The organism is Streptomyces geranii, assembly GCF_002954775.1.
In the GTDB taxonomy this organism is placed as follows: Bacteria; Actinomycetota; Actinomycetes; order Streptomycetales; family Streptomycetaceae; genus Streptomyces; species Streptomyces geranii.
Genome location: NZ_PJME01000009.1, coordinates 149,766 through 172,148 on the forward strand (window position 1 = coordinate 149,766; position 22,383 = coordinate 172,148).

General features: G+C 71.0%; 16 protein-coding genes. 13 read left to right on the forward strand and 3 right to left on the reverse strand.

Going from position 1 to position 22,383, the window contains the following annotated elements; translation table 11 throughout:
- The first annotated feature begins 88 nt into the window (after window positions 1–88).
- The 6 genes from CW359_RS15835 (at window position 89) to CW359_RS15860 (ending at window position 7,450) form a co-directional block, all read left to right on the forward strand.
- Window positions 89–2,374, forward strand: coding sequence for an MMPL family transporter (locus CW359_RS15835; RefSeq protein WP_105970575.1), 2,286 nt, complete (start codon window positions 89–91; stop codon window positions 2,372–2,374).
- Complete coding sequence (locus CW359_RS15840) at window positions 2,352–2,927, forward strand: GNAT family N-acetyltransferase (RefSeq protein ID WP_105970576.1); 576 nt, start codon at window positions 2,352–2,354, stop codon at window positions 2,925–2,927. The genes CW359_RS15835 and CW359_RS15840 overlap by 23 nt, the downstream gene beginning before the upstream one ends.
- Window positions 2,928–2,962: 35 nt before the next feature.
- Window positions 2,963–3,595 (forward strand): hypothetical protein, encoded by a 633-nt coding sequence (locus CW359_RS15845; protein ID WP_105970577.1) that lies wholly within the window; start codon window positions 2,963–2,965, stop codon window positions 3,593–3,595.
- Window positions 3,596–3,770: 175 nt separating this feature from the next.
- On the forward strand, window positions 3,771–3,995 hold the full coding sequence (locus CW359_RS15850) for a hypothetical protein (RefSeq protein ID WP_408647485.1): 225 nt from the start codon (window positions 3,771–3,773) through the stop codon (window positions 3,993–3,995).
- 107 nt (window positions 3,996–4,102) lie between these two features.
- A complete protein-coding gene (locus tag CW359_RS15855; RefSeq protein ID WP_105970648.1) occupies window positions 4,103–7,147 on the forward strand; it encodes a helix-turn-helix transcriptional regulator in 3,045 nt (1,014 codons plus the stop codon).
- Window positions 7,148–7,192: 45 nt separating this feature from the next.
- Complete coding sequence (locus CW359_RS15860) at window positions 7,193–7,450, forward strand: DUF6191 domain-containing protein (protein ID WP_105970578.1); 258 nt, start codon at window positions 7,193–7,195, stop codon at window positions 7,448–7,450.
- On the opposite strand, the gene CW359_RS15865 is transcribed toward CW359_RS15860, so the two are convergent.
- Both CW359_RS15865 and CW359_RS15870 read right to left on the reverse strand, forming a co-directional pair.
- A complete protein-coding gene (locus CW359_RS15865; protein WP_232838416.1) occupies window positions 7,438–8,610 on the reverse strand; it encodes a PQQ-dependent sugar dehydrogenase in 1,173 nt (390 codons plus the stop codon). The two genes, CW359_RS15860 and CW359_RS15865, sit on opposite strands and share 13 nt — an antisense overlap.
- A 112-nt stretch (window positions 8,611–8,722) precedes the next feature.
- Window positions 8,723–9,721 (reverse strand): aldo/keto reductase, encoded by a 999-nt coding sequence (locus tag CW359_RS15870; protein ID WP_105970580.1) that lies wholly within the window; start codon window positions 9,719–9,721, stop codon window positions 8,723–8,725.
- A 99-nt stretch (window positions 9,722–9,820) separates the two neighbouring features.
- On the opposite strand from CW359_RS15870, the gene CW359_RS15875 reads away from it, so the two are divergent.
- The 6 genes from CW359_RS15875 to serA all read left to right on the forward strand — a co-directional run bounded on the left by CW359_RS15875 (window position 9,821) and on the right by serA (window position 19,954).
- Window positions 9,821–10,771, forward strand: a complete 951-nt coding sequence (locus CW359_RS15875; RefSeq protein WP_105970650.1) for a 2-hydroxyacid dehydrogenase — start codon at window positions 9,821–9,823, stop codon at window positions 10,769–10,771.
- A gap of 408 nt (window positions 10,772–11,179) precedes the next feature.
- Window positions 11,180–14,155: a putative bifunctional diguanylate cyclase/phosphodiesterase gene (locus CW359_RS15880; protein ID WP_198655235.1), complete on the forward strand. Its 2,976-nt coding sequence runs from the start codon at window positions 11,180–11,182 to the stop codon at window positions 14,153–14,155.
- Window positions 14,156–14,404: 249 nt separating this feature from the next.
- Window positions 14,405–16,258, forward strand: coding sequence for an acetolactate synthase large subunit (locus CW359_RS15885; RefSeq protein ID WP_105970582.1), 1,854 nt, complete (start codon window positions 14,405–14,407; stop codon window positions 16,256–16,258).
- Between the two features lie 21 nt (window positions 16,259–16,279).
- Window positions 16,280–16,807, forward strand: a complete 528-nt coding sequence (gene ilvN / locus CW359_RS15890; protein WP_105970583.1) for an acetolactate synthase small subunit — start codon at window positions 16,280–16,282, stop codon at window positions 16,805–16,807.
- Window positions 16,808–16,950: 143 nt separating this feature from the next.
- A complete protein-coding gene (gene ilvC / locus CW359_RS15895; protein ID WP_105970584.1) occupies window positions 16,951–17,949 on the forward strand; it encodes a ketol-acid reductoisomerase in 999 nt (332 codons plus the stop codon).
- A 415-nt stretch (window positions 17,950–18,364) separates the two neighbouring features.
- On the forward strand, window positions 18,365–19,954 hold the full coding sequence (gene serA, locus CW359_RS15905) for a phosphoglycerate dehydrogenase (protein WP_105970586.1): 1,590 nt from the start codon (window positions 18,365–18,367) through the stop codon (window positions 19,952–19,954).
- Between the two features lie 111 nt (window positions 19,955–20,065).
- Here serA and CW359_RS15910 read toward each other — a convergent pair whose 3' ends face one another.
- Window positions 20,066–21,592, reverse strand: a complete 1,527-nt coding sequence (locus CW359_RS15910) for an MFS transporter (RefSeq protein ID WP_105970587.1) — start codon at window positions 21,590–21,592, stop codon at window positions 20,066–20,068.
- Window positions 21,593–21,668: 76 nt separating this feature from the next.
- Between CW359_RS15910 and CW359_RS15915 the strand changes: the two genes are divergently transcribed.
- Window positions 21,669–22,259, forward strand: a complete 591-nt coding sequence (locus tag CW359_RS15915) for a TetR/AcrR family transcriptional regulator (RefSeq protein WP_105970588.1) — start codon at window positions 21,669–21,671, stop codon at window positions 22,257–22,259.
- The last annotated feature ends 124 nt before the right edge of the window (window positions 22,260–22,383 follow it).

Sequence of the window (22,383 nt, forward strand, 5' to 3'; positions counted from 1 at the left end):
TTGCCGTTTTTCGTTTCTTTGCGGGCCGTTCTGTTCATTCACGACTGTTCCCGGTCAAAGAACCACATGTCATCCCGGGAGCACGTCTGTGGCAGCCCTCGCACGCTGGTGTGTCAGGCACCGCCTCGTCGTCGTACTGATCTGGCTCGCCGCCTTCGCCGGTGTCACCGCCGCGGCGGCCGTCGCGGGCTCGGCCTACTCGAACGACTACGAGGTCCCCGGCACCGAGTCGGGCCGCGCCACCCAGCTCCTTGAGGACGGCTTCCCCGGCCTCGGCGGCGACACCGACACCGTCGTCTGGCACACCACCGACTCCGGCACGGTCCGCGCCGCCGACGTCGAGCAGGCCATGGGCGACACCCTGGACCGGATCGCCGACCTGCCCGGTGTCGCCTCGGTCGTCAGCCCGTACGAGGGGCGCGGCGGCAGCCAGATCAGCGCCGACGGACGTACGGCGTACGCCACCGTCACCTTCGACAAGTCCGCCGAGGACATCGACAAGGGCCAGGCGCGGGCCGTCGTCGACGCGGCCGAGGCGGCGCGGGCCGACGGGCTCCAGGTGGAGCTGGGCGGCAGTGCCATCGCGCTCACCGAGTCCTCCGGCGGGCATGTCGCCGAGGCCGTCGGGGTGGTCGTCGCGGCCGTCGTGCTGTTCCTCGCCTTCGGCTCGCTCGCCGCCTCCCTGCTGCCCATCGCCACCGCCCTGGTGAGCGTCGGCACGGCCTACGCCGGGATCGTGCTCCTCGGCCACGCGATGACCGTCGCCGACTTCGCGCCCATGCTCGGCATGCTGATCGGGCTCGGCGTCGGGATCGACTACGCCCTGTTCATCGTCACCAGGCACCGGCGCGGCCTCAAACGCGGCCTGTCCGTCGCCGAGGCCGCCGTCAACGCCGTCACGACCACCGGACGGGCCGTCGTCTTCGCGGGTGCGACCGTTTGCATAGCCCTGCTCGGGATGCTGATCCTGCGCCTGGGCTTCCTCAACGGCGTCGCGATAGCGGCCTCCCTCACGGTGATCCTGACCGTCGCCGCCTCCGTGACCCTCCTCCCCGCCCTGCTGTCGTTCATCGGGCCGCGTGCCCTCAGCCGCCGCGAACGGCGCAGGCTGGCCGAGCACGGCCCCGAACCGGAGCTGCCCACCGGGTTCGCCGCGCGCTGGTCCGCGTTCGTCGAGCGGCATCCCAAGGTGCTCGGCGCCGCCGCCTTGGTCGTCATGGCGCTGCTCGCCCTGCCCACCCTCTCGCTCCACCTCGGCACCTCCGACCAGGGCAACAACCCGAGCACGACGACCACCCGCCAGGCCTACGACCTGCTCGCCGACGGCTTCGGCCCCGGCGTCAACGGCCCGCTCACCCTCGTCACCCCCGTCGCCGACGCCGAGGACAAGCTCGTCCTCGACAACCTGGCGGCCACCATCCGGACCACCGAGGGCGTCGCCTCGGCCTCCCCGGTGACCTACAGCGCGGACGGCACCACCGGCTACCTCACCGTCGTACCGGAGTCCTCCCCGCAGTCCGCGAGGACCAGCGACCTGGTGGAGCGGCTGCGCGAAACGGTCCTCCCGCGCGCGGAGACCGGCACTTCGCTCGACCTCCAGGTCGGCGGGGTCACGGCGAGCTACGACGACTTCGCGGATGTGATCGTAGGCAAGCTGCCACTGTTCGTGGGTGTGGTGATCGGCCTGGGCTGCCTCCTCCTGCTCCTGGCGTTCCGCTCGATAGGCATCCCGCTCAAGGCAGCCGCGATGAACGTCGCCGCCGTCGCCTCGGCGTTCGGTGTAGTGGTCGCGATCTTCCAATGGGGCTGGGGAAGCGAACTGCTCGGCCTGGGCAGCGCGGGACCGATAGAACCCTTCCTCCCCGTGATCATGGTCTCGGTCCTCTTCGGCCTCTCCATGGACTACCAGGTCTTCCTGGTCAGCCGGATGTACGAGGAGTGGCTGGAGACCGGCGACAACCGGCGGGCCGTACGGGTCGGCCTCGCCGAGACCAGCCGCGTGATCAACTCGGCGGCGGTCATCATGATCTCGGTCTTCCTCGCCTTCGTGTTGAGCGGCGACCGAGTGATCGCCATGTTCGGCATCGCCCTGGCCGCCGCCGTCGCCCTCGACGCCTTCGTCCTGCGTACGCTCCTGGTGCCCGCGCTGATGCACCTGCTCGGCGGCGCCAACTGGTGGCTGCCCCGCTGGCTCGACCGCCGCCTCCCGCGCATCAGCATCGAGCCGCCCGAGTGCCGCGCCGCCGCCGCGCAAATGCCGGGCTTCGACGAGGCCGCCCGTGCGAGCATTCCGGGGCCGCGCGCCACGGACGGCGCACGGACAGACGTACTGGTGAAGGAGCGACCGCAGGATGTACGCGATATCCCTGGGTGACGACGGCGCCGAACTGCGCCCCCTGGACCCCTGGCACGCCGAGGAGTTCCTCGCCCACCTCGACCGTGGGCGGGACTTCATCACCCACCACATCCCCTTCGGCATGAAGTCCACGGACGTCGACTCCGCGCGCGAACAGCTCCAGCGGTACGCCGACCAGCGCGCCGCCGACACCGGCTCCCTGCACGGGATCTGGCTGGACGGGAAGCTCGTCGGCGGGGTCCTCTTCCTCAACTTCAGCGCGGAGCACGGCAACTGCGAGGTCGGCTGCTGGCTGGAACCGGCAGGCACCGGACGCGGCCTGATCACGCGCGCGATGCGCGTCCTGATCGACTGGGCGATTGACGAACGCGGCATGCACCGTGTGGAGTGGCACGCGTCGTCCGTCAACGAAGCGAGCATCAACGTGGCGCGACGGCTGGGCATGAGCCGTGAGGCCCTGTTGCGGGAGAACTATCCGCACCGGGGGGTCCGCGCGGACACCGAGATCTGGTCGGTACTCGCGCCCGAGTGGCGTGCCGCACGCGCGCGTGCCGCTCACAAGGACCTTTAAGGAACTTCTCAGACGACGTCCGTACGGTGCGAGGCATGGGAACCAAGACAGCAGACGAGACCGGCGCCGAGACCGGTACCGAGGCCAAGAGCGACGATGTGAAGAGCGGTAACGAGACGGTGGACATCACCAAGGACGAGCAGCCGACGGAGACCGCGGCCGGGGCCACGGCCGACACCGAGGCCCAGGCCGAGGTCGAGGTGCTGGGTGACGCGGACGAGTACGAGGGCGACGACCTCGACGAGGCGGAGTTCGCGCCCGAGAAGGAGGGGCCCTCCGGCGTGGGCCAGGGTGCCGCCGCCGTCGTGTCCGCCGTGCTCGGCTTCATCTCGCTCACCGGCAGCTGGCTGGGCACGGTCGCCGGTGCGCGCGAGACGCTCGTCGGGCAGCTGGAGACCTCGTCGTCGGCGAGCGTGGCCACCCAGATCAAGGAGGTCTACGGCGACGCCTGGCAGACCACCGCGCTGTGGGGCGGCATCTTCGCGCTGGCCGCGCTGCTGGTCGGCGTCGCCGCCCTCGCCCGGCCCGCGTTCGGCACCCCGGGCAAGCCGCAGGCCGTATGGATCAAGTCGGTCGCCTGGGCGGGCGTCTCCATCGCCGTCCTCGGGCTGCTCATCGCGGTCCTGAAGTACACCGACGTCCTGCTCAGCCTGCCCCCGGCGAGCTGACCCGGAGGCGGAATCACCGCAGGTCAAGAGGGGCCTTAGGCCGGTCGTAAGCACCTTACGGCCCGCCCGGGGCCCCTCACCCGTTTCTAAGGCCCCCACCCCCTCGGAAGATGCGGAACTCTCCCGATGTGGCGGACCCCCCTCGGAGACGAAGGTTGAGACATCGCAAGAAGCGATGAACGACCGGAGTCACCAGGGACCCGAGGGGTACGACATGTTCGAGTACGAGCTTCAGCAGCTGCGTTCCGCCGAGCTGCGCCGCGAGGCCGCCAACGAGCGCCTCGCCCGGGAGGCCACCCGCCGCGCCCGTGCCGCCCGCCGCGAGGCGGTCGGCCGGGCCGCCGAGGGCGAGGTGCATCCCGACCACCGGCGCCGGCACTGGTTCACCCGGGCCGCGTGAGCGCCCGGGGCCGGGCGGCCGGGCCGACCGCCATCCGGGCCGTCGGCCGGTCCGTCGCCCCGCTCGTCGGCCCGATAACCGGTCCCGCGATGTCAGAGCCCTGTGCGATGCTCTGGCCCGTGGAGACCAGGTCCGTCTGTCCGGTGTTCGTCGGTCGTGCCGATGAGTTGGGGGTGCTGCGCGACGCGCTCGACCGTGCCGCCGCCGGTGAGCCGCAGGCGCTGCTGCTCGGCGGGGAGGCCGGGGTCGGCAAGACCCGGCTGGTCGAGGAGTTCGCCGAGGTCGCCGACGGCCGGGGCGCGGTCGTCGTGCTCGGCGGCTGCGTCGAGATCGGCGCCGACGGACTGCCCTTCGCGCCCTTCTCCACCGCCCTGCGCGCCCTGCGGCGGGCCCTGCCCGACGAACTGGCCGCCGCCGCTGCCGGACAGGAACAGGAACTGGCCCGGCTGCTCCCCGAGTTGGGCGAGACCGACACCGGACGGCACGACGAGGAGGGCATGGCCCGCCTCTTCGAACTCACCGCGCGCCTGCTGGAACGGGTCGCCGCGGACCGTACGGTCGTCGTCGCCCTCGAAGACCTGCACTGGGCCGACGCCTCCACCCGCCACCTCCTCGCCTACCTCTTCCGCACCCTGCGCACCGGCCGCCTCGTCGTCCTCGCCACCTACCGCGCCGACGACGTCCACCGCCGCCACCCCCTGCGCCCCCTCCTCGCCGAACTCGACCGCCTGCGCACGGTCCGCCGGATCGAGCTGAGCCGCTTCAACCGCGCCGAGGTGTCCCGGCAGATCGCCGGCATCCTCGCCGCCGAACCCGAACCGGCCCAGGTCGACGAGATCTTCGACCGCTCCGACGGCAACGCCTTCTTCGTCGAGGAACTCGCCGTCGCCGCCCACGAGGGCTGCCGCACCCGGCTCACCGACACCCTCCGGGACCTCCTCCTCGTCCGCGTCGAGAGCCTGCCCGAGAGCGCCCAGCGGGTCGCCCGGATCGTCGCCGAGGGCGGCTCCACCGTCGAGTACCGGCTGCTCGCCGCCGTCGCGGGCCTCGCCGAGGACGACCTGATCGAGGCGCTGCGCGCGGCCGTCGGCGCCAGCATCCTGCTCGCCACCCCGGCCGGCGACGGCTACCGCTTCCGCCACTCCCTGGTCCGCGAGGCAGTCGGCGACGACCTGCTCCCCGGCGAGCGCTCCCGCCTCAACCGCCGCTTCGCCGAGGCCCTGGACGCCGACCCGACCCTCGTCCCCGCCGACGAACGCGCGATGCGCCTGGCCAGCTACTGGTACCACGCCCACGACCCCGCCAAGGCCCTCCCCGCCGTCCTGGACGCCTCGGTCACCGCCCGCCGCAGGTACGCCTACTCCGAGCAACTCCGGCTCCTGGAAAGGGCGATGGAGCTGTGGGACGTCACCCCCGACGCCGTACGCGCCACCCTCCGCCCGGTCGACTACACCGAGGTCTACCCGCCCTGCGGCTGCCACCCGGCCACCACCCCCCTGCGCTACCTCGACCTGATGGCCGAGGCCGCCGTCGCGGGCCGGCTGTGCGGCGAGCGCGAACGCGCCCTGAAGATCATCAAGCGCGCCCTGCACCTCCTGGAGGACGACGGCGACCCCCTGCGCGCCGCCTGGTTCTGGTGCCAGCGCTCACGCCTGGTCCAGTCCCTCTCCCGCGGCGACGGCTGGCAGGAACTGGACACCGCCCAGAACCTCGTACGGGGCCTGCCGCCCTCGGAGGTCCACGCCGAGGTCCTGGCCAGCGCCGCCGTCTGGTCGATGCTGCACTGCCCGGGCCCCGACGCCCTCGCCGCCGCCGAACAGGCCGTGGAGTACGCGCGGATGGTGGGCGCGCACGAGACCGAGCTGCACGCCCGGCTCACCCACGGCGGCCTGCTGATCGACGCCGGTGCCACGGAGACCGGGTTCGCGGAGATGGAGGCGGTGAAGGAGCGGGCGGTCGCGGAGGACATCTTCTTCGTCGCCGGACGCGCCTACATCAACCTCCCTTCCGGGCTCGAAGCGGTCGGCCGGTCCCGGGAGGCCGTCCCCGTCTTGGAAGAAGGCATCGCCTACACCCGCAGGTTCGGGCTGCTGGACTCCGAGGCCTGGGTGTGGGGCAACCTCTCCGACTCGCTGTACTCGCTGGGCCGCTGGCGGGAGGCGGCGGAGGCCGCGACCAACGCGCTGCGGCGCGGTCTGAGCGCCAAACCGCAGGGCGCGAGCGCCATCTGCCTGGCCCGGCTCGCCCTGGGCCGCGGCGACCTGCCCGAGGCGGCACGCCAACTGGCCACCGCCCACGACTACTTCGGCACCCACGACCCCATGCCCCAGCACGACCTGATGCTCGCCCTGGTCACCATCGGCGTCGCCACGGGCGAGGGCCGCCTCGTCGACGCCCGCACCCGGCTGGGCGAGGTCCTGGACACCGGCTTCGCCACCGGCACCCAGCCCTACGGCTGGCCCCTGCTCCTCGCCGCCGCCACCGCCGAGGCCGACGCCCGCGACCTGCCCGCCGCCGAGGAGGGCCGCCGGGAGACCTGCGAACGCATCCTGGACACCGTCAAGAAGCTCACCACCGGCGCCCCCGTCTGGCACGCCCACGAGCAGTGGGTCCGCGCCGAACTCCGCCGCGCCGAGGGCACGGCCGACCCCGCCACCTGGTCGCCGATAGTCACCGCCTTCGAGGCCCTGGACCGCCCGTACGACCTCGCCCGGGTCCGCCACCGCCTCGCCGAGGCCCTGCTGACGGACGGCGCCGACCCGGACGACCGCCACCGGGCCACCGACCTCCTCCGCCTGTCCGCCGCGGTCGCCGACCACCTGGGTGCCCGCCCCCTCGCCGACGCCGTCACCCTCCTCGCCCAGCGCGCCCGCCTGACCCTGACCGGCACGCCGACCGGTCCCGCGCCGGACCCGGCCGACACCCTGGGTCTCACCGGCCGCGAGCGGGACGTCCTGCGGCTGGTCTCCGCGGGCCGCACCAACCGCCAGATCGCCGAGGAACTCTTCATCTCCCCGAAGACGGCGAGCGTCCACGTCTCCAACATCCTGGGCAAGCTGGGCGTCGCCGGGCGCGGCGAGGCGGCGGCCGTGGCACACCGCCTGGGCCTGTTCCCGCCGGGGGCCGCGGTCCCGGCCCGGACGGCCGGCTGAGCGCGAGGGTTACGCTGCAAGAGACCCAGGCCCACGGGAGGCCCCGTGTTCAACATGTTCGAGGAACTCTTCGCACCGGGACGCAAACACCAGCGCGACGAACAGAACCGCCTGGAACTGACCCGCGAGGACGTCGGCGACGCCGACCCGGGACGCGGCCCGATAGACCTCGCGTCGGGAAAGGTCGTCGTACGCCGGTCGGAGCACCCGGAGCACCCGGAGCACCCGGAGCAAGCCGAGCAGCAGTCGGAGGGGCCGGAGGAGCCGGCCCGGTCCGATCAGCCGCCGCCTCACGTCACCTGAAGCTCCAGAATCCGGTCGTCCCCGTCCTTCGGGTCGCCCCGGCCGTCCGTCGCGCTCGTCACCAGCCACAGTTTGTCGCCGCCCGCCGAGACCACCGTACGGAGCCTGCCGTACTCGCCCTCCAGGAAGGCCTGCGGGTCGGCCGCGGCCTCCGTGCCGTTCAGGGGGACTCGCCACAGGCGCTGGCCCTTCAGGCCCGCCATCCAGATCGAGCCCTCCGCGTACGCGATGCCGCTGGGGGAGGCGTCGTCCGTGCGCCACTGGGCGAGCGGGTTGTGGAAGGCGTCGTCGTCGCTGTCGCCCTCCGCCTCCGGCCAGCCGTAGTTGTCGCCCGGCGCGATCTGGTTCAGCTCGTCCCAGGTGTCCTGGCCGAACTCCGAGGCGAAGAGGCGCTGCGCCGAGTCCCAGGCGAGGCCCTGGACGTTGCGGTGGCCGTACGAGTACACCGCGGAGTCGGGGAAGGGGTTGCCCGGGGCCGGTTCGCCCTCCGGGGTCATCCGCAGGATCTTGCCGCCCAGGGAGTCCTTGTCCTGGGACAGGCCCGTGTCACCGCTCTCGCCGGTGCCCGCGTACAGCATCTTGTCGGGGCCGAAGGCGATCCGGCCGCCGTTGTGGATGTATCCCTTCGGGATACCCCGGAAGACCGTGTTCGGGGCGCCCAACTGCTCGCCCGCCGGCTTCTCCTCCTCGTAGAGCATGCGGGCTATGCGGTTGTCCGACTCCGTCGTGAAGTAGGCGTAGACCAGGTGGTCCGACGCGAAGGTGGGGGAGAGGGCCAGGCCCATCAGGCCGCCCTCGCCCGCCGGGGAGACCCCGGACACCTCGCCCAGCTCCGTCTTTTCGCCCGTCTCCGTGTCGACCCTGGTGATCGTGCCCTCGTCACGGGAGGAGACCAGCAGATCGCCGTCCGGGAGCGCGGCCAGGCCCCAGGGGGACTTCAGGTCCTCCGTCACCGTGCGCAGCACCTTCACCGTGCCCTTGGCGGGCGGGACGGCCTGCGTGGTCGCCCGCCCGGTGGGCGACGACGTCGGCCGTGAGGCCGTACCGCTCGGTGTCGCGGTGTCGTCCTCTCCTCCTCCCTCGTCGGAGGAGCAGCCGGCCGTGAGCAGGAGCGTGGCCGCGGCCAGTACGGCCGTCACAGCTCGATGTCGCACGATCATGGTCCTCAGGGTCCCTTCGACGAAGCGGGTTCTCCTTGTCATACACCGCTCGCGCCCCACGAGTTCCCGATCTCCGAAGCCCGCTGTCTCCGGCGGCCGGTCCCGGTCCCGCTCAGTCCCATGATCCGCGCGCCCTGGGCAGTCCCGCCACCTCCGCGAGGTCCGCCGCCGACAGCCGCAGCCCCGCCGCGCACGCGTTCTCCGCCACCCACCGCTCCCGCTTCGCGCCCGGTACGGGCACCACCTGCCGGCCCTGGGCCAGCACCCACGCCAGTGCCACCTGACCTGGGGTGACCTCCGGACCGAGCCGGGCCGCCACCCGGCGCAGGCCCGCCACGATCGGCTGGTTCGCGGCCATCATCTCGGCGGTGAAACGGGGATGCCGGGCCCGGATATCCTCCGGCTCGAAACCCCCGCCCGGGGTCAGCGTCCCGGTGAGGAAACCGTTCCCCAGGGGCATCGCCGCCAGAAAACCGATCCCGCGCGCGGAGCACCACGGCAGCAGCGACTCCAGCGCCTCCCTCGACCACACCGACAGCTCGGCCTGCACCGCGCTGACCGGAAACACCTGCTGCACCCGCTCCAGCTGCCGGATCGTCCCGTCGTGCAGCCGAGCCCCCGGCCGGCGCCCGGCCCGCGCGCCCATCGCGGACAGCCCCAACGACCGTACCTTCCCGGCCTGGACGAGTTCCGCGAGCGCGCCCCAGGTCTCCTCGACGGGCACCTCGGGGTCCGCGCGGTGCAGCTGGTAGAGGTCGATGACGTCCGTCTGGAGGCGCCGCAGCGAGGCGTCGCAGGCCCGTTTCACATACCCGGGGCGGCCGTTGGCCACGATGTGCTGATCGCCCACCAGCAGCCCGGCCTTCGTCGACACGAAGGCCTCCCCGCGCCGCTCCCGCAACACCCGCCCCACCAGCAGTTCGTTGGTGAACGGGCCGTACATGTCGGCGGTGTCCAGGAGCGTCGAGCCCTCGTCGAGGGCCCGGTGCACGGCCCGTACCGACTCCTCACCACGCTGCCGGGAAGCGCTGTACGCCCAGCTCATCGGCATGCACCCGAGGCCCACGGCCCCCACTTCGAGCGCCGCCGCGCCGATCGTCCTGCGCTCCACCTGGTCGTGAACCTCTCTCTCCTGCACCCCAAACCTAACCTCTGTACGCACACCCGTTCGCAAAGCGCTCGGCGGAGAGGTTCGCTTAGCCTCGTGACCATGACTGCTGACGTATGGCTCCCCATCCCCCCGGAGGAGATCGAGGGCCTCCCCGAAGGGCCGAACTACCTCTTCTGGAACGGCGATCAGGACTACCCGGGAGACCCGGCCGACTGCGCCTTCTATGTCGTGCCGTACATGAGGCCCGTCGAGGTGTGTGTACGTCCCCTGCCGGACATGACCGGCGTCCAGGTGCTGCAGACCCTCTCCGCGGGCGTCGACAACATCCAGCCGGGGCTCGCGCGGCTGCACGCGGGGGTACGGCTGTGCAACGCCCGCGGGGTGCACGAGGCGAGCACCGGTGAGCTGACCCTCGCCCTGATCCTGGCCTCGCTGCGCGGCATCCCCGACTTCGTGCGGGCGCAGGACAAGGGGGAGTGGCTGGGCGGCTTCCGGCCCGCGCTCGCCGACAAGAGCGTCCTCATCGTCGGATACGGGTCCATCGGCGCCGCCATCGAGGACCGGCTCGCGCCCTTCGAGCTCGCGCGGGTGGCGCGCGTCGCGCGCTCTGAGCGCACCACGGCGCGCGGACCGGTGCATCCGCTCACCGAACTGCCCGCCCTGCTGCCCGCTGCGGACGTCGTGATCCTCGCCACGCCCCTCACCGAGCAGACGAGAGGACTGGTGGACAGCGAGTTCCTCGCGCGCATGAAGGACGGCGCGCTCCTCGTGAACGTGGCCCGCGGGCCCGTCGTCGACACCAAGGCGCTCCTGGCCGAGCTGGAGTCCGGACGCCTCACCGCCGCCCTCGACGTCACCGATCCGGAACCGCTGCCCCCGGGGCACCCCTTGTGGCAGGCGCCCGGCGTGCTCATCAGCCCGCACGTCGGCGGACCGACCTCCGCGTTCCGGCCACGGGCCGAGCGGTTGCTGGCGGACCAATTGAGTCGTTTCATGAACCAGGAGCCGTTGCGGAACGTGATCCTTACGACAGGGACGATCGACGCATAATCCGTTTCGGGCACCCTCCGCATTCCCCCGGATGCGAGGTGTGTCCGTGTTGCCGCTGATCGTCACAGAGCGTAGAGGAACTATGTCCCTGAGTGACGAGACTGGTGTATCGTCCCGACAGGGGCTGCGCCGCGTACCGATCGGCGCCGGGGTTGGAATTTCAGACTTGTGAGGGGGGCGACGGGCGATGCACGGTCTATGGGCGAACGATCCGACGCGGCGGGGCCGCCGACGGCGACCCTGGCGCACGGCCGCGCGCAGACGCGGCCACAGCGGCCATCACCACCACCGCCGGCACAGCGGTCGCCGGCGGCATCCGCACACCGCGCACCCGGCCCCCGCCGCGCACCCGGCGCGGGCCCACCGGAGCACGCGGGACGCGGGAGCGGCGCGGGTCCGGAGGGTCCGGTGAGTTCCCCCGGGGCGCTCCTGACCCGCCGCCGGCCGGTCTCCGGCGGGGGCTCGAACCTGGTCTCCCAGCTGGTGCTGGCCCTGGTCTGCGCGGGATACGCCGTCGGTTCCGCGCTCGGCTGGGGTTCCCCCCGACTCGCCCTGATCATGGGCGACTTCGGGCTGAGCGCGGCGGCGGGCACCGCCGCCGTGTCCTGTTTCCTCTACGCCCGTAGCCGGATCCGCTTTCGACCCGCCTGGCTGCTGTTCGCACTGTCCTCGGCCATGGCCTCCCTCGGGAACCTCATCTGGGGCTGGTACGAGGTCGTCCTCGCCGTGCCCGTGCCCAGCCCGAACCTCGCCGACCTGTTCTTCCTCTGCTTCGCCCCGCCCGCCATCATCGGACTCCTGGTCCTTGCCAAACGGCCGGTGACCAAGGCCGGCTGGGTCTGCATGGTCCTGGACGCCTGGCTGATCGGCGGCTCGCTGCTCACCCTGTCCTGGAGCCTCGCCCTGGCCCAGACGGCGAAGTTCGACGGGCCGAGCGTCGCGCACACCGCGCTCTCCCTGGCGTACCCGCTGCTGGACATCGCCCTGGTCAGCATGGTGCTCGCGCTGCACTTCAGGCGCTCCACCGTGAACCGCTCCGCCGTGAACACCGCGATCGGCGCCCTCGCCCTGACCGTGGGCTGCGACGCCCTGTTCACCTCGCCCCTGCTGCACAACAACTACCACTCGGGCCAGCTGCTCGACGCGGGCTGGTTCGCCGGCTCGCTGCTGCTTGCGTACGCGCCCTGGGTGGGCGCCGGGCACGAGGGGCCCGGTGAGTCAGGCGGGCACACGCGCGTGGTGCACGAGCACCTCCCCGGACAGCAGCGCCCGGGCGGCCGTCCCGGCGGCCACCAGCACACCCCGCCCGCGTCCCGCCAGGGCCACCCGCCCGCGCCGGGCGGTGATCACGGCCGGTATCCGGCCACCCGCCCCATCACCGGCTCGCTCGCCGCGCTCACGCCGTATCTCGCCGCCGCGGTCTGCACGCTGGGCATCCTCTACAACGTCCTCAACGGCCGCAGCCCCGACCGCGTCGTCCTCATCACCGCGGGCGCCGTCGTCCTCGCGCTGGTCGTGCGCCAGGGCATCATGCTGCTCGACAACATCACCCTCACCCAGGAACTGGCCCAGAAGGAGAACCACTTCCGCTCCCTGGTCCAGGGCTCCAGCGACGTCATCATGATCGCCGCTCCGAACGGCATGCTGCGGTACGTCAGTCCGGCCGCCGCCGGGGTCTACGGCCGGTCCGCTGAGGAACTCGTCGGCACCGAACTGGCCCATCTCATCCACCCGGAGGACCTGGGCTGCGTGGTGCACGAGGTGCGCCGCTTCCTCGCCGCCAGCCCGGGCGACGAACCCACGACCCGCATCGAGTGCCGCTTCAAGTCCGGCGACGGCGGCTGGCTGAACGTGGAGTCGACGGTCAACCGGCACCACGGCGGCCTCATCTTCAACAGCCGGGACGTCACCGAACGGGTGCGGCTGCAGGCCCAGTTGCAGCACAACGCCGAGCACGACCCGCTCACCGACCTGCCCAACCGCGCTCTGTTCACCCAGCGCGTGCAGCAGGCCCTGTCCGGCCGCCGCTCCACCGACCGCGGCACGGCCGTCCTCTTCATCGACCTCGACGGCTTCAAGGCCGTCAACGACACCATCGGCCACCAGGCCGGGGACGAACTCCTCGTCCAGGCCGCCCGCAGACTCCAGGACGCGGTCCGGTACGGCGACACCGCCTCCCGGCTCGGCGGCGACGAGTTCGCCGCACTGATCGTCGGCGACGGCACCCGGGACCGTACCGCCCGCGAACGCCACATAGTGGAACTGGCCGACCGGCTGCGGCTCACCCTCTCGCAGCCGTACGACATCGACGGCAACGACGTCCGGGTCAACGCCTCCATCGGCGTCGCCTTCGCCGAACCCGGCCTCGGCGCGGGCGAGCTGCTGCGCAACGCCGACCTGGCGATGTACCGCGTCAAGGCCTCCGGCAAGGGCCGCGTCGAGTTGTACGCGCCGCAGATGCAGCAGGACGTCGTCCGCAAGGCGGAGCTGGCCACCAGGCTGCGCGCCGCCCTGCACGACGGCGAGTTCGTGCTGCTGCACCAGCCGGTGGTGGCCCTGGAGACCGGCCGGATCACCTCGGTCGCCGCCCAGGCGCGCTGGCGCTCCTCCCAGGGCGTGCTGTTCACGCCCGCCGAGTTCCTGCGCGTCGCCGAGGACAGCGACAAGACCGCCGAGCTGGACCGCTGGATGCTGGAGGAGGCCGTAGGACAGGCCGCCGAACGCGCGGCGACCGGGCTCGCCGTACCCGTCTCCGTCCGGATGAGCGCCCAGCGGCTCCTGGACCGCTCCCTGCCCCTCGGGTCGATCGAGACGCTGCTGACCCGGCACGGGCTGCCCACCGGCGCCCTGGTGATCGAGCTGGCGGACACCGACCCCCGGGTCTCCCTGGACGAGCTGGAGCGCCGGCTGAACGCCTTCCGGCGGCTCGGCGTACAGATCGCCCTGGACGGCTTCGGCAGCGGCTACGCGGCGATCACGGCACTGCGCAGGCTCCCCGTCGACGTACTGAAACTCGACCGCGGACTGGTCGAGGGCGTCGTCGAGTCCACGCGGCTGCACAAGATCACCAGCGGGCTGCTCAGGATCGCCTGCGACCTCGGGCTGCAGTCCGTGGCCGACGGCGTGGACCTGCCCGAGCAGGTCACCGCCCTGCGCGCGATGGGCTGCACACACGGCCAGGGGATGGCCTTCTCCGGGCCGCTGGACGAGTACCGGCTGCGCCGGGCCCTGTCCACCGGCCGCTATCCCGTGCCCAACGGTCCGGCCGAGCCCGCGTTCGCGGGTGGGGGCTCCGGGGTGTACACAAGTACAGGTGTGCCCGCCGTTCTCGGGGGTGGAACCGCCCTCCGCTCACATAATGAGACTCCCGTCCCACCCACTTGACAGTCGGTGCGTGCCGGGGGGAGGGTCGACCCCATGCGCACCCGAATTCTCGTACTTGGAAAGCGCGTCGGCTGACGCTGGTGAACGTTTCGGACGGACCCGGAACTCCCAGCGACCGCACCCGGCGCGCTCCCCTCGCTTGCCTCACGGCACGAGGGGTTTTTTGTTGCACCGACACCAGTCGGACCGCGACAAAAAAGCAACGCACACCGCACAGAACACGCAAAAACCCTCAGCATCGAGAAGAGAATGCCGATGACCGAGCAGGCCACCGGGGCCCATCACCCGCAGCCGCGGCCCCGTTCCGGAGGACAGCAGTCCGCCCCCGAGCACGTCACGGGTGCGAAGTCCCTCATCCGCTCGCTTGAGGAGGTCGGGGCCGAGACGGTATTCGGCATTCCCGGCGGTGCGATCCTTCCCGCCTACGACCCGCTGATGGACTCCACGCGGGTGCGGCACGTGCTCGTGCGGCACGAGCAGGGCGCGGGACACGCGGCCACCGGTTACGCGCAGGCCACCGGCAAGGTCGGCGTCTGCATGGCGACCAGCGGACCCGGCGCCACCAACCTGGTGACCCCGATCGCCGACGCGCACATGGACTCGGTGCCGCTCGTGGCGATCACCGGGCAGGTCGCGTCGAAGGCCATCGGCACGGACGCCTTCCAGGAGGCGGACATCGTCGGCATCACGATGCCGATCACCAAGCACAACTTCCTGGTCACCAAGGCCGAGGACATCCCGAAGACGATCGCGGAGGCATTCCACATCGCCTCCACGGGCCGTCCCGGGCCGGTCCTGGTCGACATCGCCAAGGACGCCCTCCAGGCCCAGACGGTCTTCCAGTGGCCGCCGGCCGCCGACCTGCCCGGCTACCGTCCGGTGACCAAGCCGCACGCCAAGCAGATCCGCGAGGCCGCCAAGCTGATCACCGCCGCCAAGCGGCCGGTCCTCTACGTCGGCGGCGGGGTCATCAAGGCCCAGGCCACCGCCGAGCTGAAGGTCCTCGCAGAACTCACCGGAGCGCCCGTCACCACCACCCTGATGGCGCTCGGCGCATTCCCCGACAGCCACCCGCTGCACGTGGGAATGCCGGGCATGCACGGTGCGGTCACCGCCGTCACCGCGCTGCAGAAGGCCGACCTGATCGTCGCCCTCGGAGCCCGCTTCGACGACCGCGTCACCGGCAAGCTCTCCAGCTTCGCCCCGCACGCCAAGATCGTCCACGCCGACATCGACCCGGCGGAGATCGGCAAGAACCGCGCCGCCGACGTCCCGATCGTCGGGGACGCCCGCGAGGTCATCGCCGACCTGGTCCAGGCCGTGCAGAAGGAGCACAGCGAGGGCCAGACCGGTGACTACACCGCCTGGTGGAAGGACCTCAATCGCTGGCGCGAGACGTACCCGCTCGGCTACGAGCAGCCCGACAACGGCTCGCTCTCCCCGCAGCAGGTCATCGAGCGCATCGGACAGCTCGCCCCCGAGGGCACGATCTTCGCGGCGGGCGTCGGCCAGCACCAGATGTGGGCCGCGCACTACATCCAGTACGAGAAGCCCGCGACCTGGCTGAACTCCGGTGGCGCCGGGACGATGGGGTACGCGGTCCCGGCCGCGATGGGCGCCAAGGCCGGTGCCCCGGACCGTACGGTCTGGGCGATCGACGGCGACGGCTGCTTCCAGATGACCAACCAGGAACTCACCACCTGCGCACTCAACAACATCCCGATCAAGGTCGCCATCATCAACAACGGCGCCCTCGGGATGGTCCGCCAGTGGCAGACCCTGTTCTACAACCAGCGGTACAGCAACACCGTGCTGCACTCGGGTCCGGGTGACGTCAATCCGAACGCCAAGGGCACCCGCGTCCCCGACTTCGTGAAGCTGTCGGAGGCGATGGGCTGCTACGCGATCCGCTGCGAGTCCCCCGACGACCTCGACAAGGTCATCGAGGAGGCGAACTCGATCAACGACCGCCCTGTCGTGATCGACTTCATCGTCCACGAGGACGCCATGGTGTGGCCGATGGTCGCCGCCGGCACCTCCAACGACGAGATCCTGGCCGCCCGGGACGTCCGCCCCGACTTCGGCGACAACGAAGACGACTGAGCGAGAGAGACGTAAAGAGACATGTCCAAGCACACCCTCTCCGTCCTCGTCGAGAACAAGCCCGGTGTCCTCGCCCGGATCACGGCCCTGTTCTCCCGGCGCGGTTTCAACATCGACTCGCTCGCCGTCGGCGTGACCGAGCACCCCGAGATCTCCCGCATCACCATCGTCGTCAACGTGATCGAGGAACTCCCCCTCGAACAGGTGACCAAGCAGCTCAACAAGCTCGTCAACGTGCTGAAGATCGTCGAGCTGGAATCCGGCTCGGCGGTGCAGCGCGAACTCGTTCTGGTGAAGGTGCGCGCGGACAACGAGACGCGCTCCCAGATCGTCGAGATCGTCCAGCTCTTCCGCGCCAAGACGGTAGACGTCTCCCCGGAGGCCGTCACCATCGAGGCCACCGGCAGCAGCGACAAGCTGTCGGCGATGCTCAAGATGCTGGAGCCGTACGGCATCAAGGAACTGGTGCAGTCCGGCACGATCGCGATCGGACGCGGCGCGCGCTCGATCACCGACCGCTCGCTGCGGGCCCTCGACCGGTCGGCCTGACCAGCTTCCGGTCCGGCTTCAAGACCGGCTGAACCGGGCGGTCGGGTGACACCGGCCGCCCGTATACCGAGACCCCGAAACTTCGCTTCCCCCCGCCGTCATACGGTGGGACGCAACACCTGCACTCAAGGAGAGAACCCAAAGTGGCCGAGCTGTTCTACGACGCCGACGCCGACCTGTCCATCATCCAGGGCCGCAAGGTCGCGGTCATCGGTTACGGCAGCCAGGGCCACGCCCACGCGCTGTCGCTCCGTGACTCTGGTGTCGACGTCCGTGTCGGTCTGCACGAGGGCTCCAAGTCCAAGGCGAAGGCCGAGGAGCAGGGCCTGCGCGTGGTGACCCCCGCCGAGGCCGCCGCCGAGGCCGACGTCATCATGATCCTCGTCCCGGACCCGATCCAGGCCCAGGTCTACGAGGAGTCCATCAAGGACAACCTCAACCAGGGCGACGCGCTGTTCTTCGGCCACGGCCTGAACATCCGCTTCGACTTCATCAAGCCCCCGGCCGGCATCGACGTCTGCATGGTCGCCCCCAAGGGCCCGGGCCACCTCGTCCGCCGCCAGTACGAGGAGGGCCGCGGCGTTCCGTGTATCGCGGCCGTCGAGCAGGACTCCACCGGCAACGCCTTCGCGCTGGCCCTGTCGTACGCCAAGGGCATCGGCGGCACCCGCGCCGGCGTCATCAAGACGACGTTCACCGAGGAGACCGAGACCGACCTGTTCGGTGAGCAGGCCGTGCTCTGCGGTGGTACGGCCGCGCTGGTCAAGGCCGGTTTCGAGACGCTGACCGAGGCCGGCTACCAGCCGGAGATCGCGTACTTCGAGTGCCTGCACGAGCTGAAGCTGATCGTCGACCTGATGTACGAGGGCGGCCTGGAGAAGATGCGCTGGAGCGTCTCCGAGACCGCCGAGTGGGGCGACTACGTCACCGGTCCCCGCATCATCACGGACGCCACCAAGGCCGAGATGAAGAAGGTCCTCGCCGAGATCCAGGACGGCACCTTCGCGCGTGAGTGGATGGCCGAGTACCACGGCGGTCTGAAGAAGTACAACGAGTACAAGCAGCAGGACGAGCAGAGCCTCCTGGAGACCACGGGCAAGGAGCTGCGCAAGCTCATGTCCTGGGTCAACGACGAGGCGTAAGCCTTGAGGGATGGGGCCGTGGCGCATGCTGCGGCCCCATTGCCGAACCCGGGCAAGGCCTCGTTCGCGGTGTCCACCACGGATGAGTGATCCTTCCGCGCAGGCGGGAGAACGGCCTCGCCGCGCCACTACACTGCCGTACTACATTCGCGTCAGGCCCACAGCGTCGTGCGTCTTCCACGCGGCTAAGCGACACCGGGGAATTTCAGGCACGCCCCCACGCCGCCCGGCACGCACTCTCGCCGCACCGACCGAAGGCCCTGGTAGCTCCGCTACGAGGACCTCCACCCGGCGCGCCGAGAGCACGCACCGACCAACGCGGGAGCACACCTGAAATTCCCCGGCGCCACTTCCCCCTCCACACCGCCTGCGGCCGTCGGGACGGCCGTCCGCAAAGGACTGAGTGAGGACTCACGTGAGCTCGAAACCTGTCGTACTCATCGCTGAAGAGCTGTCGCCCGCGACCGTCGACGCGCTCGGCCCGGACTTCGAGATCCGGCACTGCAACGGAGCGGACCGAGCCGAACTGCTCCCCGCCATCGCCGACGTCGACGCGATCCTGATCCGCTCGGCCACCAAGGTCGACGCGGAAGCGGTCGCCGCCGCCCGGAAGTTGAAGGTCGTCGCACGAGCCGGCGTCGGCCTCGACAACGTGGACGTCTCCGCCGCCACCAAGGCCGGCGTGATGGTCGTCAACGCCCCCACCTCCAACATCGTCACCGCCGCCGAGCTGGCCTGCGGTCTGCTGCTGGCCACCGCGCGCCACATCCCGCAGGCCAACACCGCGCTCAAGAACGGCGAGTGGAAGCGCAACAAGTACACCGGCGTCGAGCTGGCCGAGAAGACCCTCGGTGTCGTCGGTCTCGGCCGGATCGGCGCGCTCGTCGCGCAGCGCATGTCGGCGTTCGGGATGAAGGTCGTCGCGTACGACCCCTACATCCAGCCCGCGCGAGCCGCGCAGATGGGTGTGAAGGTCCTGTCGCTGGACGAGCTGCTCGAAGTCTCCGACTTCATCACCGTCCACCTGCCGAAGACCCCCGAGACCCTCGGTCTCATCGGTGACGAGGCGCTGCACAAGGTCAAGCCGAACGTCCGGATCGTGAACGCCGCGCGTGGCGGGATCGTCGACGAGGAGGCGCTGTACTCGGCGCTCAAGGAGGGCCGGGTCGCGGGCGCCGGTCTCGACGTGTACGCGAAGGAGCCCTGCACGGACTCCCCGCTGTTCGAGCTGGACCAGGTCGTCTGCACCCCGCACCTCGGTGCTTCGACGGACGAGGCGCAGGAGAAGGCGGGCATCGCCGTCGCCCGTTCCGTGCGTCTGGCCCTCGCCGGTGAGCTGGTCCCGGACGCGGTCAACGTCCAGGGCGGTGTCATCGCCGAGGACGTCAAGCCGGGTCTGCCGCTCGCCGAGAAGCTCGGCCGCATCTTCACCGCGCTCGCGGGCGAGGTCGCGGTCCGCCTCGACGTCGAGGTGTACGGCGAGATCACCCAGCACGACGTCAAGGTGCTCGAACTCTCCGCGCTCAAGGGCGTGTTCGAGGACGTCGTCGACGAGACGGTGTCGTACGTCAACGCCCCGCTGTTCGCCCAGGAGCGCGGCGTGGAGGTTCGGCTCACGACCAGCTCGGAGTCGGCCGACCACCGCAACGTCGTGACCGTGCGCGGCACGCTCGGTACCGGTGAGGAGGTGTCGGTCTCCGGCACGCTCGCCGGTCCGAAGAACCACCAGAAGATCGTCGCGGTCGGCGAGTACGACGTCGACCTCGCCCTCGCCGACCACATGGTCGTCCTCCGGTACGTCGACCGCCCCGGCGTCGTCGGCACGGTGGGACGAGTCTTCGGCGAGGCGGGCATCAACATCGCCGGGATGCAGGTGTCCCGCTCGGTGGCGGGCGGCGAGGCGCTGGCTGTCCTGACCGTGGACGACACGGTCGAGCCGGGTGTTCTGGCGGAGGTCGCGGAGGAGATCGGCGCGACGTCCGCGCGCTCGGTGAACCTGGTCTGAGGGTGACTGTCGGTCTGGGGGCTGCCGCCCCCAGACCCCCAGCCAGGCCGAAACCCCTTGGTCCGTCCGGCACCCCCCAGGAAGGGATGGGTACAGACCCGCCAAGCCCCCTCACCCCTCCGGCGACTTCAGACGAACCGCCACCACCGCCGCCCCCAGCAACACCACCACCCCCGCGACAGCAGCCCCCCGCATCCCGTCCACGTACGCCTCCCGCGCCGCGACCACCAGCGCGTCCCCCACCCGCACCGGAAGCCCCCGCGCCACCGCCAACGCCCCACCCAGCGTCTCCAGGGCCTGCGCGGGCGCCGAGGCAGGCATCCCGTGGCGGTAGACCGCCGTACCGATCGAGCCCAGTACGGCCATCCCCAGCGCACCACCGAACTCCGCGCCCGTCTCCAGCAGGGACGACGCCGCGCCCGCCCGCTCCACCGGCGCGCTGCTCAGCCCCAGGTCCATCAGCTGCGACATCACGGTGACGATGCCGGCCGCGAGGACGCCCGCGCCCGCCAGGACCAGCCACAGCGAGTCCGTGCCGACCAACGCCAGCAGGCCGTATCCGCAGGCCGCGATCACGAAGCCGCCCGCGACCACGTGGGCGCGCGGCACGCCCCGCCGGACCAGGGCGGCGGAGACCGGTGCGGCCACCCCGACGAGCACCGTCGGCAGCAGCCCCCACAACGCGGCCTCCAGCGAACTCTTGCCCAGCACCGACTGCAGATACTGCGTGGTGAAGTACGCCGAGCCCATCATCCCGAACGCCGAGACCAGGTTCAGGGCGACCGCGGGGGCGAAGCCCCGGCCCCGGAACAGTGCGGGGGAGATCAGCGGTGAGGCCGCAGTGCGCTGCCGCTGGACGAAGAGGTACGCGAAGAACAGGCCGACGGTGACCGAGACGACGTACTCCGCGTGCCAGCCCTCCGACGGGATCTCCTTCAGCCCGTAGATCACGGGGAGGACCGCCGCCATCGACAGGGGCACGCTCAGGAGGTCGAAGCGGCCGGGGTTCTCGGACCTCGACTCGGGGAGCAGGGTCGGGCCCAGGACCAGAAGCAGCGCCATCGCGGGCAGGTTGACCAGGAAGACCGAACCCCACCAGAAGTACTCGACCAGCAGCCCGCTCAGCACCGAGCCGAGGGCGACCCCGCCGGTCATCACCCCGGACCACAGGCTGATCGCCTTCGCGCGCTGGCCGGGGTCGCGGAACATCGTGCGGATCAGGGCCATCGTCGACGGCATCAGGGTCGCGCCGCCTATGCCGAGGACCGCGCGGGCCGCGATCAGGGTCCCGGCGCTGTCCGCGTAGGCGGCCAGGAGCGAGCCCGCGCCGAAAGCCGCGGCGCCCGTCAGGAGGAGCCTGCGGCGGCCTATGCGGTCGCCCAGCGAGCCCATCGTCATCAGCAGGCCCGCCAGGACGAAGGCGTAGATGTCGAAGATCCAGAGCTGCTGGGTGCCGGTCGGCTCCAGGTCCGCGCTGATCGCGGGGACCGCGAAGTAGAGGACGGAGACGTCCATCGAGACCAGCAGCAGCGGGAGCATCAGGACGCCGAGGGCCGTCCATTCGCGGCGGCCCGCACGGGTTTCCGGCGGCGCGTTCGTCGTGTTCTCGGTGTTCGTCACGTTCGGCGTGTTCGTCATGGCGGTGACTGTACAAGCGTATAAAACAACTGTCTATGACGGTCGTATAAATCGCTTGTCTAGATAGGGTGTGCGCATGGGACACCGTGAGGATCTGCTCGAAGGCGCCAAGCGCTGCCTGCTGGAGAAGGGCTTCGTGCGCACGACCGCGCGCGACATCGTCAGGGAGTCGGGGACCAACCTGGCGTCGATCGGCTATCACTACGGCTCGAAGGACAAGCTCCTCGCCGAGGCCTACGTCGCCCTGGTGGAGCAGCTCTCCGACGACTTCACGCCCGCCGTGGGGACGGCCGGCGAGACCGAGGCCGGTTCGCTCGACCGGTTCCAGGAGGTCTGGGCGAACATCATCCGCACCATGCGGGGGCCCGGTTCGCTGTGGCGGCTGAGTGTGGAGATCGTCGCCATGGGGGACCAACTGCCCACCGTTCGCGACCACTTGGCGCAGGCCCAGCGCGAGGCCGGGCGCGGGATCATTCCGCTGTTCCTCGGCGGGGTCGAGGAGGACGTCCGGGAGGAGGACGTGGACTCCGTCGGGCAGTTCTACAACACCCTGATGACCGGGCTCATCTGCCAGTACGTCTTCGATCCCGCCACCGCGCCGACCGCCGACCAGCTCACCGAGGGGCTGCGGCGGGTGATCGGGGCCGCCGCCGACAGTCGTAAGTGACCCGCGTGCGTTTCGCGCCACGTCCGGCGGACGTCCGCTGAACCTTCCATTTTCAAGTGACCTCCCGTTCTTCCGCGTTGCCCGCCCGGGCCGCCACCGTTCTCCGTCGAGCAGAGTTGACGGG